General features: G+C 59.0%; 20 protein-coding genes. 13 read left to right on the top strand and 7 right to left on the bottom strand.

What is annotated here, in order from left to right; translation table 11 throughout:
* Positions 1 to 87 precede the first annotated feature (87 nt).
* Together FBY01_RS15235 and FBY01_RS15230 are read left to right on the top strand one after the other, a co-directional pair.
* On the top strand, positions 88 to 552 hold the full coding sequence (locus tag FBY01_RS15235) for a hypothetical protein (protein WP_010458001.1): 465 nt from the start codon (positions 88 to 90) through the stop codon (positions 550 to 552).
* Between the two features lie 146 nt (positions 553 to 698).
* Positions 699 to 1,064 carry a hypothetical protein gene (locus FBY01_RS15230; RefSeq protein ID WP_010458003.1) on the top strand — a complete coding sequence of 122 codons (366 nt, stop codon included), beginning with the start codon at positions 699 to 701 and terminating at the stop codon, positions 1,062 to 1,064.
* A 177-nt stretch (positions 1,065 to 1,241) separates the two neighbouring features.
* Here FBY01_RS15230 and FBY01_RS15225 read toward each other — a convergent pair whose 3' ends face one another.
* Genes FBY01_RS15225 through FBY01_RS15215 form a run of 3 tightly spaced genes read right to left on the bottom strand, consistent with a single transcriptional unit; the run spans position 1,242 to position 3,687 of the window.
* Positions 1,242 to 1,610 carry a PH domain-containing protein gene (locus FBY01_RS15225; protein ID WP_083375797.1) on the bottom strand — a complete coding sequence of 123 codons (369 nt, stop codon included), beginning with the start codon at positions 1,608 to 1,610 and terminating at the stop codon, positions 1,242 to 1,244.
* A gap of 38 nt (positions 1,611 to 1,648) precedes the next feature.
* Positions 1,649 to 2,980 carry an ATP-binding protein gene (locus FBY01_RS15220; protein ID WP_145308410.1) on the bottom strand — a complete coding sequence of 444 codons (1,332 nt, stop codon included), beginning with the start codon at positions 2,978 to 2,980 and terminating at the stop codon, positions 1,649 to 1,651.
* A complete protein-coding gene (locus tag FBY01_RS15215) occupies positions 2,977 to 3,687 on the bottom strand; it encodes a response regulator (RefSeq protein WP_077749357.1) in 711 nt (236 codons plus the stop codon). The genes FBY01_RS15220 and FBY01_RS15215 overlap by 4 nt, the downstream gene beginning before the upstream one ends.
* Before the next feature lie 166 nt (positions 3,688 to 3,853).
* Here FBY01_RS15215 and FBY01_RS15210 point away from each other — a divergent pair, with 166 nt between their 5' ends.
* The 8 genes from FBY01_RS15210 (at position 3,854) to FBY01_RS15175 (ending at position 9,053) form a co-directional block, all read left to right on the top strand.
* Positions 3,854 to 4,645: a VacJ family lipoprotein gene (locus FBY01_RS15210; protein WP_010458011.1), complete on the top strand. Its 792-nt coding sequence runs from the start codon at positions 3,854 to 3,856 to the stop codon at positions 4,643 to 4,645.
* On the top strand, positions 4,635 to 4,898 hold the full coding sequence (locus FBY01_RS15205; RefSeq protein ID WP_077749358.1) for a hypothetical protein: 264 nt from the start codon (positions 4,635 to 4,637) through the stop codon (positions 4,896 to 4,898). The genes FBY01_RS15210 and FBY01_RS15205 overlap by 11 nt, the downstream gene beginning before the upstream one ends.
* 105 nt (positions 4,899 to 5,003) lie before the next feature.
* Positions 5,004 to 5,366, top strand: a complete 363-nt coding sequence (locus FBY01_RS15200) for a hypothetical protein (protein ID WP_010458015.1) — start codon at positions 5,004 to 5,006, stop codon at positions 5,364 to 5,366.
* Between the two features lie 114 nt (positions 5,367 to 5,480).
* Positions 5,481 to 7,403 carry an alkaline phosphatase D family protein gene (locus FBY01_RS15195; protein ID WP_372241869.1) on the top strand — a complete coding sequence of 641 codons (1,923 nt, stop codon included), beginning with the start codon at positions 5,481 to 5,483 and terminating at the stop codon, positions 7,401 to 7,403.
* 14 nt (positions 7,404 to 7,417) lie between these two features.
* Positions 7,418 to 7,927 carry an adenylate kinase gene (locus FBY01_RS15190; protein ID WP_077749360.1) on the top strand — a complete coding sequence of 170 codons (510 nt, stop codon included), beginning with the start codon at positions 7,418 to 7,420 and terminating at the stop codon, positions 7,925 to 7,927.
* A gap of 12 nt (positions 7,928 to 7,939) precedes the next feature.
* Entirely contained in the window at positions 7,940 to 8,395 is a 456-nt protein-coding gene (locus FBY01_RS15185) for a VOC family protein (protein WP_083375792.1), read from the top strand.
* A gap of 152 nt (positions 8,396 to 8,547) precedes the next feature.
* On the top strand, positions 8,548 to 8,802 hold the full coding sequence (locus FBY01_RS15180) for a type II toxin-antitoxin system prevent-host-death family antitoxin (RefSeq protein WP_010458023.1): 255 nt from the start codon (positions 8,548 to 8,550) through the stop codon (positions 8,800 to 8,802).
* On the top strand, positions 8,799 to 9,053 hold the full coding sequence (locus FBY01_RS15175; protein WP_077749362.1) for a Txe/YoeB family addiction module toxin: 255 nt from the start codon (positions 8,799 to 8,801) through the stop codon (positions 9,051 to 9,053). The genes FBY01_RS15180 and FBY01_RS15175 overlap by 4 nt, the downstream gene beginning before the upstream one ends.
* 8 nt (positions 9,054 to 9,061) lie before the next feature.
* Here FBY01_RS15175 and FBY01_RS15170 read toward each other — a convergent pair whose 3' ends face one another.
* Complete coding sequence (locus tag FBY01_RS15170) at positions 9,062 to 10,237, bottom strand: aspartate aminotransferase family protein (protein ID WP_145308406.1); 1,176 nt, start codon at positions 10,235 to 10,237, stop codon at positions 9,062 to 9,064.
* Between the two features lie 102 nt (positions 10,238 to 10,339).
* On the opposite strand from FBY01_RS15170, the gene FBY01_RS15165 reads away from it, so the two are divergent.
* The 3 genes from FBY01_RS15165 (at position 10,340) to FBY01_RS15155 (ending at position 12,731) form a co-directional block, all read left to right on the top strand.
* On the top strand, positions 10,340 to 11,245 hold the full coding sequence (locus tag FBY01_RS15165; RefSeq protein ID WP_077749364.1) for a LysR family transcriptional regulator: 906 nt from the start codon (positions 10,340 to 10,342) through the stop codon (positions 11,243 to 11,245).
* Positions 11,246 to 11,316: 71 nt separating this feature from the next.
* Positions 11,317 to 12,330 carry a sensor domain-containing diguanylate cyclase gene (locus FBY01_RS15160; RefSeq protein ID WP_145308403.1) on the top strand — a complete coding sequence of 338 codons (1,014 nt, stop codon included), beginning with the start codon at positions 11,317 to 11,319 and terminating at the stop codon, positions 12,328 to 12,330.
* Positions 12,327 to 12,731, top strand: coding sequence for a GNAT family N-acetyltransferase (locus FBY01_RS15155; RefSeq protein WP_145308401.1), 405 nt, complete (start codon positions 12,327 to 12,329; stop codon positions 12,729 to 12,731). Before FBY01_RS15160 ends, FBY01_RS15155 begins: the two co-directional genes overlap by 4 nt.
* A gap of 12 nt (positions 12,732 to 12,743) precedes the next feature.
* Here FBY01_RS15155 and msrA read toward each other — a convergent pair whose 3' ends face one another.
* The 3 genes from msrA to msrB are packed head-to-tail and all read right to left on the bottom strand — an operon-like array spanning position 12,744 to position 15,808.
* Complete coding sequence (msrA, locus tag FBY01_RS15150) at positions 12,744 to 13,451, bottom strand: peptide-methionine (S)-S-oxide reductase MsrA (protein ID WP_145308399.1); 708 nt, start codon at positions 13,449 to 13,451, stop codon at positions 12,744 to 12,746.
* A 31-nt stretch (positions 13,452 to 13,482) separates the two neighbouring features.
* A complete protein-coding gene (locus FBY01_RS15145; protein ID WP_010458037.1) occupies positions 13,483 to 15,246 on the bottom strand; it encodes a cytochrome c biogenesis protein DipZ in 1,764 nt (587 codons plus the stop codon).
* A gap of 43 nt (positions 15,247 to 15,289) precedes the next feature.
* Positions 15,290 to 15,808 carry a peptide-methionine (R)-S-oxide reductase MsrB gene (gene msrB / locus FBY01_RS15140; protein ID WP_145308397.1) on the bottom strand — a complete coding sequence of 173 codons (519 nt, stop codon included), beginning with the start codon at positions 15,806 to 15,808 and terminating at the stop codon, positions 15,290 to 15,292.
* Positions 15,809 to 15,871 lie beyond the last annotated feature (63 nt).

Genomic DNA, 15,871 nt, shown 5'->3' with positions numbered 1-15,871 from the left:
CAAAATAAACTTGTAGACATTTTAAAAATCGCACCTATAAAAAACCAAACTGCCAGTTTCAGTTCAATCACGTCAAGGATGAAAACAATGAAAAAGTATCTTCTGCTCGCCGGTGTACTTCTCGCAAGCCAAGCGCATAGCGCGCCAAGCTATGTTGTTGACCTTAAACTCATCACACCGAAGCGAACAACTTCAGACCGGATTGACTCTAACGCTCCGTACTATTCAAAAGAAGGTCAGACGCGTAATTACGTAGAGCTTGTTTGCGAAGGGAATAAAAAAATCCTGCGTTCCACACCTGTATTTGATGGAACTACCATAGATGGACTATCAAAAGAAAACGAGCTTTCCATTATCATTGAAAGTTCGACCGTGATCGACAAAAGCGAAGAAATCGGCAAAATTAGCAAGTCCCAATGCATCACTATTCGCCCCGACATAAAAACAAATAAGCTCACCGCAAAAATCCCTTTGACGGCTACTGCAGAGTCTAAAAAGATCGATTTAGGCGACGGCTACAGCATCCAGTATGAAGTGCATCAAAAACACTAACCCGGGTTGAATAAGCCCCGAGCTTTCGGGGCTTTCGGGGCTTTCAATGCTCAGTGCTTGGCGGGCGAACAACGCGGCAGCCACTGCATCCCCCTCCAACACAGTGGATCGTTTCCGGGGCAGGTCACCAAGGGATGGAATAAATAATGCTGTTCGACTGGCTGGTTATTTACGCTGCGTGGGCGGGAATGTGGGTTTGGGTGGTGCGCGCTCGCGGCACCATGAATGTGTGGCTTGCCAATCTCGCGGGCTTCGTAGGTGGCTGTATCGTCGCAATGATCGTGGAGTACCTGACTCGCGTCGCCAACGGGGATGCCCCACCGAACGCTCCCTATATGTTGTTCTCGATCATGGCCGCGCTTGGCACGTTAGTCGGAACATGGATGTGGCTCATCGCAAGGCTTCAACAGCCGGAAAACCTGTTCCTGCGCCATCTGTTCGCTGGGGCAGTCAGTCTCGTCACCGGCTCGATTGCGCTCAATTTGGCGTGGACGCATTTGGTTTCCGGATGATGAAGGCGCTGAAAAAGAAAACGGTATGTACAGCGATCATGCGAGCCAGTGCTGATCGACATTTGATGTTGGCTGCTCTGCGCTATCGCGAGCAGGCTCGCTCCTACAGGGGGGGTTGTGTAACTGACTGACATCCGGGATGAGCCCCGAGTTTTTCGGGGCCTTCGATCACTCAACTCAGAGCAAATGCTTGGAAATCAGTTTCGAAATTTCCACCATCGATGTCTTCCCGGTGAACTCGAACTTCACCTTCCCCAGCGACGAAAAATAAATCTCCAACTCCGAATCCAGGTCAAACGTCCCCGACGTTTCCACCGAATACGCCACGATGTTTTTGTACGGCAACGAGGTGAAGTCTTTCTTGCTGCCGGTAAGGCCCTGGACGTTGACCGCGATGATCCGCTTGTTGGTAAACACCACGCCATCGCGCATGGATTTGTAGGAGTCGATCACCTGTTCCCCGTCCAGTAGCAGCGCGGTGACGCGTTCGGCGTATTCGTCGTTTTGCTTGAGTTTGAAGAAGCCTTTGTTGTTGAAATCAATCATCTGTCATTCCCTGTTTTTCAAATGGACACCTGGGCCGGTTACACGGGCAACACCACCAACGCTTCCAACCCGCCCTTCGACCGATTTCGCAGTTTCAATTCCCCGCCATGCTCCAACACTATCGCCCGCGCCGCCGATAATCCCAAGCCCACACCGCCGGTGCTTTTGTTGCGTGATCCTTCCATGCGAAAGAACGGCACAAACACTTGTTCAAGGCTGGCCTGCGGAATACCCGGCCCGCGATCCAGTACTTTGATCCGCACTTCCCCAGCATCAGCAATCAACTCAATCGCCGGCTCACTGCCATACTTGATCGCGTTATCCAGCAGATTGGTCATCACCCGCTTAAGCCCCAGCGGCCGCCCGAAATACACCCACCGCGTCGGCCCGACGTAGGCGATCTCAACCCCCTGATCCCGGTAATCATCCAGCAACGTTTGCAGCAACTCGGCCAGATCAAACTGGGTCGCCGGTTCAAGCCGCGCATCATCCCGGAAGAATTCCAGCGCCGAGTTGATCATCGCCTGCATTTCATCCACATCACGAAACAGCCGCTGCTGTTGCTCGCTGTCTTCGATGAATTCCCCGCGCAAACGCATCCGCGTCAAGGGCGCGCGCAGGTCGTGGGAGATGGCGGCGAGCATTTGGGTGCGGTCGCGAATGAAGTGTTGCAGTTGGGCCTGCATGGCGTTGAACGCGAGGATCGCCTGGCGGATTTCCTGAGGGCCTAGCGGTTCGATCGGCGGGGCGCGGAAGTCCACGCCGAAACGTCGGGCGCCTTCGGCGAAGTGTTGCAAAGGTGTGGCGAGGCGGCGGGTGGCGATCAGCGCCACCAGGGCGGTGGAGATCAGCACCAGCAGGATGACGATCAGGTAACGCGGCGCTTCGTCCAGGCCCCAGCTGCGCGAGGGGGCGGAGAACATGACCCAGGTCGCGTCCGGCAGCTGGATCAGCAGCGCGTAACGGGCGTCCGCCGAGGGCTCCGTCCAGTCGGCCGGCTCGTAGGTCTGGATTCGTGCGGCAAACTTAAGCAACGGATGCAGGATGGTCGAGCCGATTTCGGAATCCAGGTCGTCCACCGTCGGCAGATTGAGCTCACGTCGATCAAGGTGCCAACTGACGATGAAGCCCTCATCGCTGACGGCGTGCGCCAGTTGGCTGCGCAGCGGCGCCGGGGCGGCCTGGATGATGCGGGTGATGGCGGCCATTTTGTCCAGCAACCCGGTTTCGGTCAGCGGTGGGCGCGCCCACACCCCCGCCAGTTGGATAAACAGCCCGTTGAGCGCCAATGAAATCAGCATCGCCAGAATGATGGTCAAGGCGATCCAGCGCGCCACCGTGTCCCGGCGAATCCGCTTCAACCAGCTCATCGCCGGGTCACGCTGGGGGTGAACAGATAACCGCCATTGCGCACCGTGCGAATCATCGCCGGGCGTTTGGTGTCGGATTCGAGCTTGCGTCGCAGGCGGCTGACTTGCACATCGATGCTGCGATCAAACGCGTCATGGCAATGCCCCCGCGCCAGGTCCAGCAACTGCTCGCGGGTGAGGATGCGTTGAGGGTGTTCGACGAAGACCAGCAGCAAGTCGAACTCACCGGCCGACAGCGGGATCATCACGTTGTCCGGCGAGCGCAGTTCACGGCGGGTGACGTCGAGGTGCCAGTCGGCGAAGTCGATCAGCGGCCGTGGGCGCTCCGTCACGACCGGCCGGCGTTCGTCCACGCGCCGCAGCACGGCGCGCACCCGGGCCAGCAGCTCGCGGGCGTCGAAAGGTTTGGTCAGGTAATCATCGGCGCCGAGTTCGAGGCCGACGACCCGGTCGCTGAGTTCGCCCATGGCGGTCAGCATGATCACCGGCATCGCGTAGCGAATCCGCAGTTGCTGACACAGGATCAATCCGCTGTCCCCCGGCAACATCACGTCAAGAATGATCAGGTCCGGCGGCTGGCGCTCGATGGCCGCCCACAGCGACGCGCCGTCGGTGGCGACCTCGACGCTGTAGCCGTGCTGCACGAAGAATTTTTTCAGCAGATCGAGGACTTCAAGGTCGTCGTCCACAATTAAAAGGCTGTTCACCGAAGGTCACTTAAGGGGCGAATGGAGCCGCCATCTAAAACCATTCACGGCAGCGCGTCATATATTTCAATCCTGCAATAAAGCGTCAGCACCGCAATAAACCAGACATCTTTGTGCAAGGCCTGGGGCTCAGCATCTCGGCGAATTCCTCCCGAGACTTGCGTCCATGTTGCCTTTCAAATGTGCTCCCTGGTTGGTCCGCAACACATCGATGGCCGTGCTGGCCGCCGGGCTGGCAGGTTGCAGCAGCCAACCGCCGGCGTCCGCCACCGTGACGTGTGCCGAAATCAGCTATTCGGTGTACGACCCGGCGGAACCGTTCAACCGCGGTGTCTTTGCCTTCAATCGGGTGGCCGATGACTATGCCCTGGCGCCGGTCGCCCGTGGCTATCGGTACTTGCCGGACTTTTTCCAGACCGGTGTGCACAACTTTGTCGCGAACTTTGGCGAGCCCAAGGTGTTTATCAACGACCTGCTGCAAGGCAACCCGATGCGCTCGGTCAATACGTTGGGACGTTTCGCGCTCAATACCACCGTGGGCGTGGTGGGCTTGATCGATGTGTCCGGCATGGCCGGCATCCCGCGTCACAAAGCAGATTTCGGCCAGACCTTCGGCGTGTGGGGCATCGGCAACGGTCCGATCGTCGAGCTGCCCTTGTTCGGCACCTCGAACAGCCGCGATGCAGCCGGGCGAGTGCTGAGTTTTGTGGTCGATCCGTTCGGCAGCAACAGCGATACCGTGGACACGCTGTCCACGATCAACACGGTCGGCGGCATCGTCGATGGTCGAGCCGAAGCATTACCGCTGACCGACAGCCTGCAAAAATTGCCGGATTACTACAGCGCCTTGCGCAACGTGGTCGCCGAGCATCGAGCCGCGTATGTGGAGGATGGCAAACAAGGCTCAGCGCAAACAACCCAACCTCAATGCGAAGGAGTACCGACCGATGGTTTCTGAAAGCAATCATTTGACGCTGCAACAGCGAGTGACCCGGCACGACGCGGTTAATGTGCACTGCCGGGAAATCACCCTGCGCCTGTCACCGGACTGCCGCCAACTGGTGCTCAGCCGCTACACCGAACACTACGGTCCGGCGGTGGTGCGCTGGATCGAGCGCAGTCATACGGTGTCGCTGAGCGAGCTGTTTCGCTGGCTGGTGGCCAATGGGGAAACCAGTGTCATGAGGGGGGACAGCCTTTCGCTGCCTTGATGAATCGCCCGTCTCACTTCAACACCACGCCACTGATTTGCTATCGTGCACGCCATCGCCCCACCTCAAAGAACAATGGACGCCATTGTTACCAAGGAAGAATGAATGGTTCTCGTCGCAATATTGGTGTTCTTGGCTGCGTCAGCGGGGATCTGGTTCTGGATAGTGAGGAACCGTGGCAGCTTGTATCTGTGGTTCGCCAACCTGGCAGGTGCTCTGGCCAGTTTGATTGTCGCGACGATCGTGCTGATGTTCATGAGCCCCGATGAGACAAAAACACGACCTGCTTACTTTCTCTATACGATCATGGCGACCTTTGGCGTCTTCTTCGGAACATGGCTCTTCACAGTCGCCAGGTTCAAGCAGGATGAGTATCCGGTCGGGCGCCATTTGATAGCCGGAGCTTGCAGCCTGGTGACGGCATTCCTGACGTTTGTGATATGCGCAGTGATCATTGATGGCAAATGAACACTGCCCGGCTCAGCTTTACAATTTCAGCAGCAAGCCAGTAGCCATCAGATAATCCCGGGCGCTGGCTGCGCTATCATCGCGCGCTCTGTGCACCAAGAGTCTTGAACCTGCATGTCCATGTCTTCGCCATTCCCCGACAGCCATCGCTCTCTGCCACCGGTCCTCGCCGGCCCGCTGTTGCGGCGTCTGGAGCCCACGCGCCTGGTGCTCTGGCTGGTAGGAACCCGGGCATTGTCGCTGACCTTGCGCCTGCAAGGTGTCGGCGACATTCGCCTCGATGCCGGGCAATGCACGGTCATTCCGGTGGGCAAGCATGCCTTCGTTCACCTGATCGATGTACCACTGGCGACCGCCCTGCCCTGCGACACCCTGATCGACTATGACTTGCTGATAGATGACGCGGCGACCGGTATTGCCGACTGGGCGCCTCATCTGCTGTACGGCGAAGCCCGTTGCCCGAATTTTGTTTTGCGTTCGCGCATTGATCAGTTGATGCACGGTTCCTGCCGTAAACCTCACCACCCGGCAGCCGACGGTTTGCTGTGCGTCGATCGTTTTCTGGCGACAGAACATGCCGCGACGGAGCGCCCGGCCCTGCTGATGATGAGCGGCGATCAGGTGTACGCCGACGATGTCGCCGGTCCGATGTTGCGGGCGATCCATGCGCTGATCACTCAACTGGGGCTGTTCGAAGAACACCTCGAAGGTGCGGTGGTCAGCGACAGCGCCAAACTCTACGAACACCCTGCCAGTTATTACCATCGTGCGGATTTGTTGCCGGCGCTTGAGAGCAACAAAACCTTGCGCGAGCGATTTTTCGGCGGAGCGCGCAAGCCGATTTTCACCAGCAGCAGCGCCGACAATCACCTGGTGACATTCGCTGAAGTCATGGCCATGTACCTGCTGGTCTGGTCGCCGACTCCCTGGACGCTGATCGCGCCACAACCGCCAGCGCTGACGCCCGAAAGACGCAAGCGTTATGCCCTTGAACAGACGCGTATCGATGACTTCAAGGGGGGCCTGGGGGATGTCGCGCGGGCCATGGCGCATCTGCCGTGCCTGATGATTTTCGACGACCATGACATTACCGATGACTGGAATCTGTCCGCGCAATGGGAGGAAACGGCCTACGGCCATCCGTTCTCCAAGCGCATCATCGGCAACGCGCTGCTCGCCTACATGCTGTGCCAGGGCTGGGGCAACAACCCGGATGCGTTCGGCGACGTGCTGGAAAAAGCCCGATTATTGAGTGCCACGGGGCACGACGATTATCTCGACAGCGACGTCCAGGACGCTCTGATCGATGATCTGCTCGGCTTTCAACACTGGCATTACGTGCTGCCGACCACTCCGGCGCTGGTTGTCATCGACACCCGCACCCGACGCTGGCGCAGCGAGATGAATCTCAAGCAACCCTCGGGTCTGCTGGACTGGGAAGCGCTCAGCGAACTGCAACAGGAACTGCTCGATCACCCGTCGGCGATCATTGTTTCGCCAGCGCCGATCTTCGGCGTCAAACTGATCGAAACCGTGCAACGCGTCTTCAGCTGGTGCGGTTATCCGCTGCTGGTCGACGCGGAAAACTGGATGGCCCATCGCGGCGCGGCTCAGGTGATCCTGAACATTTTCCGACACTCGCGCACACCGGGTAACTACGTGGTGCTGTCGGGCGATGTGCATTATTCCTTCGTCTACGAAGTCCTGATCCGACACCGCCAGGCCGGTCCAAGGATCTGGCAGATCACCAGCAGCGGCATCAAAAACGAATTCCCGCCCACGCTGCTCGAATGGTTCGACCGCCTCAACCGCTGGCTCTACTCGCCGCGCTCGCCGCTCAATTGGCTGACCAAACGCCGTCGCATGCGCATCATCCCGCACATCCCTGAACATGCCGAAGCGGGTGAACGGCTATGGAATTCGGCAGGGATCGGCCAAGTGTTCTTCAATGAAAAGGGACAGCCGCAGGAAATCTTTCAGCACAATTCAAACGGTGCACCGAAGACGCGGATGATTGCGCCCGACACAGACGACTGAACGTGTAAGCCACCATGAACCTCACCCGAACCCTGATCATCGGCAACTCTGGCGCGGGCAAAAGCTGGCTGGCTAAACGACTGGCCGAACACCTGCATGCGCCGTGGACTGATCTTGACCGCGTCCACTGGCTGTCGGATGAAAGCAGCATCGCCCGCCCTCGCTCCGAAGCATTGGGCATGGCGCGCGTGCTGGCCGATGAAGAGCGCTGGGTGATTGAGGGTGTTTACGGCTGGATCGTCAGCGAACTGATCAACCGTGCAACAGCGCTGGTCTGGCTGTGTGTTGACGACGAAAGCTGCGCCGCCAATATTCGTCAGCGAGAAAACCGGCAGGACAACGACGAATTGCTGATCGCGTTGCTGGAATGGGCCGGCAGTTATCGTGTTCGCAAAGACTCCAGCGGGTTTTCCGCACACCGGCAGCTGTTCGAAGGGTTCAGCGGTTCAAAAATCAGACTCAGGGATCGAGGTGAAATCGCGGCCTTCGTGAACACTCTTTCCGACTCGTCACACAGCGTTTGAAAAAGGATTGGTATGTTTGCACGGAGCAAGTTAGTCCCCGAACTGATGGTCACCGACATCAAGAAAAGCCTGCATTTCTGGACCTCGCTAATCGGTTTCAAGATTGCCTACGAGCGCCCTGAAGCGGGTTTCGCCTACCTCGATAACAACGGCGTGCAAATCATGCTGGAGCAATACGCTCCAGACGAAGGCCAGTGGATGACCGGAGCATTGGAAGCGCCGTTTGGCCGGGGCATCAACTTTCAGATCACTGTTGATCTCGTCGAGCCGATACTCCAACGATTGGCCGAAGTTGAATGGCCGCTGTTTCGTCCCTGCGCCGATGTCTGGTATCGCGCTGATGCGGTGGAGGTCGGGCAACGTGAATTTCTGGTTCAGGACCCGGATGGGTATCTGGTTCGGTTGGTGGAGAGTTTGGGGGAGCGGGTGTGTTTGTCCGTAGATCGGATCGCGGGCAAATCGGATTAGGATTACATCGGTCTCGGAAACGTCTTGAAGAAGCTTCGGCGATACTCAGTGCAAGCGTAGACACATCGTCTGCGTAATGACCACTCGGAGGTATCGCCTTGTCAACCTGTACTCATTTCTGTACGTTCTTTGCATCGAGCGAGGACTACAACATGCAAACTATCAACTACACCACCGCACGGGCCCATCTGGCCGAAACCATGGATAGGGTCAATGAAGACCGTGCGCCGTTGCTGGTTACTCGCCAGAAAGGCGAACCCGTAGTGATGATGTCTCTGGCGGAGTACAACGCTCTCGAAGAGACCGCCTATCTGCTGCGCTCCCCCGCCAATGCTGAGCGCCTGATCAAATCGATCAGCAACTTGCGTGCAGGGAAGACCCAATCCAGGCAACTCATCGAAGAATGAATATTGAGTTCACTCCCGAAGGTTGGGACGACTATTTATGGTTCCAACAAAATGACAAGGCCGGACTCAAACGAATCAACCTGCTCATCACAGCTATCCAGCGTGAACCATTCGACGGGCTCGGAAAGCCTGAGCCGCTCAAACACAATTTGAGCGGCTTTTGGTCACGTCGAATTACTGCTGAGCATCGTTTGGTCTACGAGGTCGATGAAGGTGAGATTCGCGTCGTGATGTGTAGATATCACTACTGAACACGATCTCAGGATGTTCTCATCGCCCGACAAACCCCTCTGACAATCATCTCCACTTCCCGCTCATCAATCGTCAGCGGTGGCAGCAGGCGGATGGTCTTGCCCCGTGTCACGTTGATCAGCAAGCCGTGGTCGCGTGCGGCGATCAGGGTCAGGTCGCGGATCGGTTGCTTGAGTTCGATGCCGATCATCAAGCCTTGGCCACGAATCGCCAGGACGTTCGGGTCGTCGGCCAGTTCGGCGCGCAGTCTTGCCAGCAGGCGTTCCCCCTGAAGCCTGGCGTTTTCCAGCAGACCTTGTTCTTCGATGATGTCCAACACCGTGCAACCGACCCGACACGCCAGCGGATTACCGCCGAAGGTGCTGCCATGGCTGCCGGGGGTGAACAGCTCGGCGGCTTTTCCCCGGGCCAGGCAGGCGCCAATGGGGATACCGTTGCCGAGGCCCTTGGCCAGAGTCATGACGTCCGGGACGATGCCTTCGTGTTGGAAGGCGAACCACTGGCCGGTACGACCGATGCCGGTCTGGATTTCGTCGACCATCATCAGCCAGCCGCGCCGATTGCACAGTTCGCGCACGGCTTTCAGGTAACCGGCAGGCGCCAGCTGGACGCCGCTTTCACCTTGAATCGGTTCCATCAGAATCGCCACGATGCGCGGGCCATGGGCTTGCCGCACTTTGTCCAGCGCGTTGAGGTCGCCGAAGGGCACTTTGACGAAGTCGCCGGGCAACTCGTTGAACCCCAGGCGCACGGCCGGGCCGTCGCTGGCGGATAAGGTGCCCAGCGTCCGGCCATGGAAAGCGTTTTCCATCACCACCACCAGCGGTTGCTCGACACCTTTATGCCAGCCATAAAGCCGTGCGAGTTTCAGCGCGGTTTCATTAGCTTCGGCCCCGGAGTTGTTGAAGAACGCCCGCTCCATGCCCGACAACTGCGTCAGTTTCTGCGCCAACCGCTGCTGCCAGTCGATGCTGTAGAGGTTGGAGGTATGCAACAGCAGCCCGGCCTGCTCGCTGATCGCCGACACGATTTTGGGATGAGAGTGGCCGACATTGGTCACCGCCACACCCGCCACCGCATCCAGATACTCACGTCCCGCCTGATCCCAAAGTCGAGTGCCCAGGCCTTTGCTGAAACTCAGGGCCAGGGGTTGGTAAGTGGTCATCAGGCAAGCGGCGGTCATGACATCAAGCTCCATCAATTGTCGGTGTTTTTGCAGTATGGTTAGCCACCTGAGCTGGATAAACGCTGCAACACTTCAATCATCTTAAAGCTGAGCTTGATAATGGATTTATTCCAGGCAATGACGGTTTACGTCAAAGTGGTCGAAGCCGGGAGCATGACGGCCGCCGCACAGCAGTGCGAAATGTCCACCACCATGGTCGGCAATCACCTCCGCGCGCTGGAGCAACGCCTGGGTGTGCGTTTGTTGAACCGGACGACGCGACGCCAGCGTTTGACGGAGTTCGGCTCCGCCTATTACCAGCGCTGTCTGGAGGTGTTGGGATTGGTGGAGGATTCCGAGCGGCTGGCCGAACAAAGTCAGGACACACCGAGCGGGACCTTGCGCATCACGGCCCCGCTGACCTTCGGCACTGAAAAGCTTGCGCCGGCACTCAGCGAGTTCACCCTGCGTTACCCGCAAGTCAAACTGGACGTGGTGCTCACCAACGGGCGGCCCGACCTTCTCGAAAACGGCCTCGACGTGGCGTTTCGCCTGGGCGCAATCGAACCGTCCAACCTGATCGCCCGCCCGCTCATCGACTACACGCTGACCATGTGCGCCTCGAAGTCTTATCTGGCACGCCGGGGCACACCGGAAAAACCCGAAGACTTGCAACAGCACGACTGCTTGTCCTTTGCCTACCCGGTCGGCGATGACTGGCAATCCGTGGAAAAGCAATGGCGGCTGAGCGGGCCGGAAGGCGAAGTCATGGTGGCCGTCAGAGGACCGATGCTGATCAACAGCTCGGCCGGGCTGCACCAGGCTGCTCGAACCGGGATGGGCATCGTGATGTTGCCCGATGCGCTGGTCGAGCAGGATCTGCTGAGCGGAAACCTGGTAGCGCTGATGCAAGACTATCGACTGCCCAGCCGGCCGATGCACCTGGTGTACGCTCAGGATCGCTATCGCTTGCCGAAATTGCGTCGCTTCGTCGACTTCGCCATGCAGATGTGGGCCAAGCACTAGCCGGGGCAATACACCATGCACTAATCTCCCGGCTGACGGGTCACTTTGATATCAGTGCAAGGAGAGCGGTGATGGGTGAGGCATCAAATATCGAGCCGTTGAAATTCAATGTGTCGGATTTGAACGAGGACATGCTGCACACCATTCTGGAACTGGTCAGTGATGGCATTTGGGACTGGAATGCCAACACCGGGTTCGTCTACCGCAATCCCGGGTGGTACGTGATGCTCGGCTATGCTCCGCACTCCCTGGACAACACCGTGTTTACCTGGGAAAACGTGATGCACCCCGACGATTACCCGCGGGTGATGGCGTTGTTTGATGCGTACCTGAATCAACACACGGCGGGCTATCAAGCCGAGTATCGCTGCCGCAAGCAGGACGGCAGTTATATCTGGATCGAAGATCGCGGCTACGTGCTGGCACGCAATGCCGACGGATCGGTCGCGCGGATGGTCGGTGCGCACCGCAGCATCGAAGACAAGAAACGCCTCTTCGAGGAGATGGAGCGGCGCAATCAATCCCTTGAAGCCATCGTCGAAGAACGCACCCGTGAGTTGTCACGGGTCAATCAGCAGCTGCAAATTCAACTGGAAGAAAATCGCAAACTGGCGGAAACCGATGCGCTGACATCGATCGCCAATCGCTATCGCCTGGAAAAAACCCTGCCTCAGGAATGCGAGCGTGCCCAGCGCTTTCGCCAGCCGCTGTCATTGATCGCCATGGACATCGATGACTTCAAGAACATCAACGATCACTACGGCCATGCCCTGGGAGACGCGGCATTGGTGCAGGTCGTCAAGACCGTGAAACGCTGCGTGCGCTACGGCGATCTACTGGCACGCTGGGGCGGTGACGAGTTCATCCTCATCCTGCCCAATACCTCGCTGGCCGACGCCCGATCCTTCGCCGAAAAAATCCGCCAAGGCCTCTCAAGCATGCCGCCTGTGGGTGAGTTCCAGGTGACCATGAGTTTCGGGGTGGTCCAGCGCTTTGAAGAAGAGCAACAGACCGGCCTTCTGGCCAGGGCCGATCAGGCGCTGTATCGGTCGAAAGTGGCGGGCAAGAATGTGATTTCCGGGTGAGCGCCGTCCTGCATGTCCGCGATGTACTGCCCTCGGAAGCGGAATCCGTGCGGCTGTTTCTTGAGCAGAACGGATGGGCCCACCGCCTGGGATCAACTGAACATTTTGCGCAGTTGATCGCCAGCTCCCAACGTACCGCGCTTGCCGTGAAAGATGCCCAGATCATCGGGTTTGCCCGTGGCATCACCGACAGCCTATCCAACGGTTATCTGTCTATGGTTGTCGTGTCCGGGCAGCATCGACGTGAAGGCATTGGCCGGGCGCTGGTCGAGCATGTCATGGGCGAGAACACCGACATCACCTGGGTTCTGCGCGCAGGCCGTGAAGGCGCTTCGGAATTTTTCTCGCGCCTGGGTTTTGAACCGTCGAGCATCGCGATGGAGCGCCCCCGCAGTCGATAGCCAAAACGCCCTTCACATCCCCGCCTTCACCAGCACCGGTTTCTCCTGATACCGATCCGGGTACAGCTGCTTCAGCTGCGCGACTTTCGGCAGGTCGTTGATCACGATGTATGGATACGTCGGGTGCTCGGTCAGAAAGTCCTGATGTTCCTCTTCCGCCGGGTAGAAACCGTTGTAGGTTTCCAGCTTGGTGACAATGGGTTTGGTGAACGAATGGGCGGCGTCGAGCTGGGCAATGTAGGCCTGGGCGACGCGCTGCTGTTCCGTGTTCGCCGGGAAAATTGCCGACCGATACTGCGTGCCGCTGTCGGGGCCCTGGCGGTTCAACTCGGTGGGGTTGTGCGCCACTGAGAAATAGATTTGCAGCAAGGTGCCGTAGCTGACCTGCGACGGATCGAAAGTGACTTCGACCGATTCCGCATGACCGGTATCGCCGTCGCTGACACGCTCATACCGGGCGGTGTTGGCTTCACCGCCAGCGTAACCGGAGACGGCTTTTTTCACGCCTTTGACGTGCTGGAACACCCCTTGGACGCCCCAGAAGCAACCGCCGGCGAAGACTGCGGTTTCGCTGTGGGCCTGGGTGGTTTCATCCAGGGCAGGCGGCGGGATAATGACGGCCTCTTCAGCAGCGCCGAAAGAAAACGCCGAGCATTGGCCAATGAGGCCTGCAGCCGCCAAACCCAACAAGGTACGGCGCCAGGTAACCGGGATTTTCATGAGTCTGACTCCTGAACAAATGATAGGGCGATCAACCGAACGTAAACGCATACGCCGACACACCCGGATCGAGAAACTCGATGCTGAAAGTGCGGTCCGTCACGCCGCCGTTCTGGCGCACCAATTGATACAACCGTTGCTCGGTAACGCTGCCGCTGCCATCGGGAGCGACGTCGGTACCGTGGGCATCGCCGGGGGCTTTTCCGTCGATCAGCACTTTGAAGCGCACCGGTTTGCCGTCTGCGCCGGGGCCCAGTACCAGGTGCAAATCGCGCGCGTGGAAGCGGTAGACGATTCGGCTGGCCGGCGCGCTTGAAATCGCGCGCTCCGAACCGACGTTCCATTGACCGTCCAGGCCCCAATCGTTGAGTGCCAATTGCGCCGGCGTGCTGTACGCCGACACCTTGTCCGGCACCAGACCGGTTTGCGGCACGAAGTGCTCCGCACGCTGGTAGCCGACATAGGTTTCCGGCGACTGGACTTCATTCATGTCCGGGGCCAGTTGGACCCCGGTGGCATCGGCTGTGATCAGCCCATCGGCGACTTTTGAGGCGCCCGCTTCACGCAGCAACTGCTGGATGACGCGTTCTGATTCGGCGTACTCGCCTTCACCGAAGTGGTGATAACGAATGCGCCCCTGCGCGTCGGCAAAATAGTGAGCCGGCCAGTATTCGTTGTTGAAGGCACGCCAGATCTTGTAGTCATTGTCGATCGCCACCGGGTAGTTGATGCCCAGGTCTTTCATGGCTTTGGTGACATTGCCCACATCCCGCTCGAACGCGAATTCGGGCGCATGAACACCGATCACCACCAGCCCCTGATCGCGGTACTTCTCGGCCCAGGCTTTGACATACGGCAAGGTGCGCAGGCAGTTGATGCAGGAGTAAGTCCAGAAATCCACCAGCACGACCTTGCCCTTCAATGCCTGTGCGGTCAGTGGAGGCGAATTGAGCCATTGCACGGCGCCATCCAGCGGCGGGAGGTTGCCTTCAATCGGCAATGCGCCTGGCGCTTTTGCTGACATTTTCATCGCCCCGCCAGCGGCCATCATCGCCCCGCTGTTGTTCGGTGATTTGCCGGCTAAACGGCCCACCAACGCCTGCTCGAGGCCGCCGGTGGAAGCCGTCGAAACCCGCGCCAGGATGCCAGTGTCCAGCCCGAGGGCAATCGCCGCCACACCAGCCAACATCGCCGCGCCCAAACCTCGACGGACCCATTCACCCGCGCCGATCGAGCGCTTCATCGCCGCGAAGACTTTACCGCCCAGCAACAACGCCACGGCGAGGGAAGTGGCGGCACCCGCGGCGTAAGCCAGCAACAGCAACGTGGTGGCGATGCTTGCCCCTTGCAGCGCCGCCCCGGTCAGCAACAGGCCGAGAATCGGCCCGGCACACGGTGCCCAGAGCAGGCCCGTGGCGACGCCGATCAGGAACGAAGCGCCGGGACGCGGACGAGCATCGGCGCCCGCGGCTTCCGACAGTCGGCTGCCGGCCGCCACCAGTGGGCGCGTCAGGCGCTCGGCCAATCGAGGCAGCAGCAGCGTCAGCCCGAACAGTGCCACGAACAGCAACGCGAGCCAGCGACCGTACTGATTGACTTGCACCACCCAGCCGCCGCCCACCGCCGCCAATGAGGCGACGAGCGCGAAGGTCACCGCCATCCCCGCCAACAGTGGCAAGCCACTTTTCATAAACGGCTGCCCGGTGCGAGCGAAGACAAAGGGCAATACCGGCAGAATGCACGGGCTGACAATCGTCAGCACACCACCGAGATACGCGAGAACCAGAAGCCACATAGCATCGACCTGCAATAAATGAGTGAAAGGAAGTGCCCATGGGTCACGCCGCCTGGGGCTCGAAGGTCATCGCCAGACCGTTCATGCAGTAACGCAGGCCGGTCGGTTTGGGCCCGTCGTCGAAGACGTGGCCCAGATGCCCCCCGCAACGCCGGCAGTGGACTGCTTCGCGCAGCACGCCGAAGGAACGGTCCTGACGGGTCGCCACCGCCTTGTCCAGTGGCGCCCAGAAGCTGGGCCAACCGGTGCGGCTGTCAAACTTCGTGTCGGATGAGAACAGCGGCAAATCACACCCGGCACAGGCGAAAATTCCCTCGCGATGCTCGTTGTTCAACGGGCTGCTGTAGGCCCGTTCGGTGCCTTCTTCGCGCAGGATTTCATACTGCTCGGCACTGAGCATCGCGCGCCATTCGCTGTCACTGTGAGTCACCTCGAACACCTCCGACGCACTGGCCTCGCTGACCAGCGCCGAATGGGCGGCAAATTTTGGCAACACACCGATCACCAGGGCTGCAGCGCCCAGCCCGCCGCTCGCTACAAGAAACTGTCGCCGTGAAAACATGGCCATCTCCAAAATTCCAGGTGCCTGATAGGGAACACAGCCTAGGCTTGGGTTGATCGCCAA

This window comes from Pseudomonas sp. SJZ077 (genome assembly GCF_007993905.1).
In the GTDB taxonomy this organism is placed as follows: Bacteria; Pseudomonadota; Gammaproteobacteria; order Pseudomonadales; family Pseudomonadaceae; genus Aquipseudomonas; species Aquipseudomonas mandelii.
Note: the sequence above shows the minus strand (reverse complement) of the source record. Positions and strands in the feature narration are given on the sequence as shown.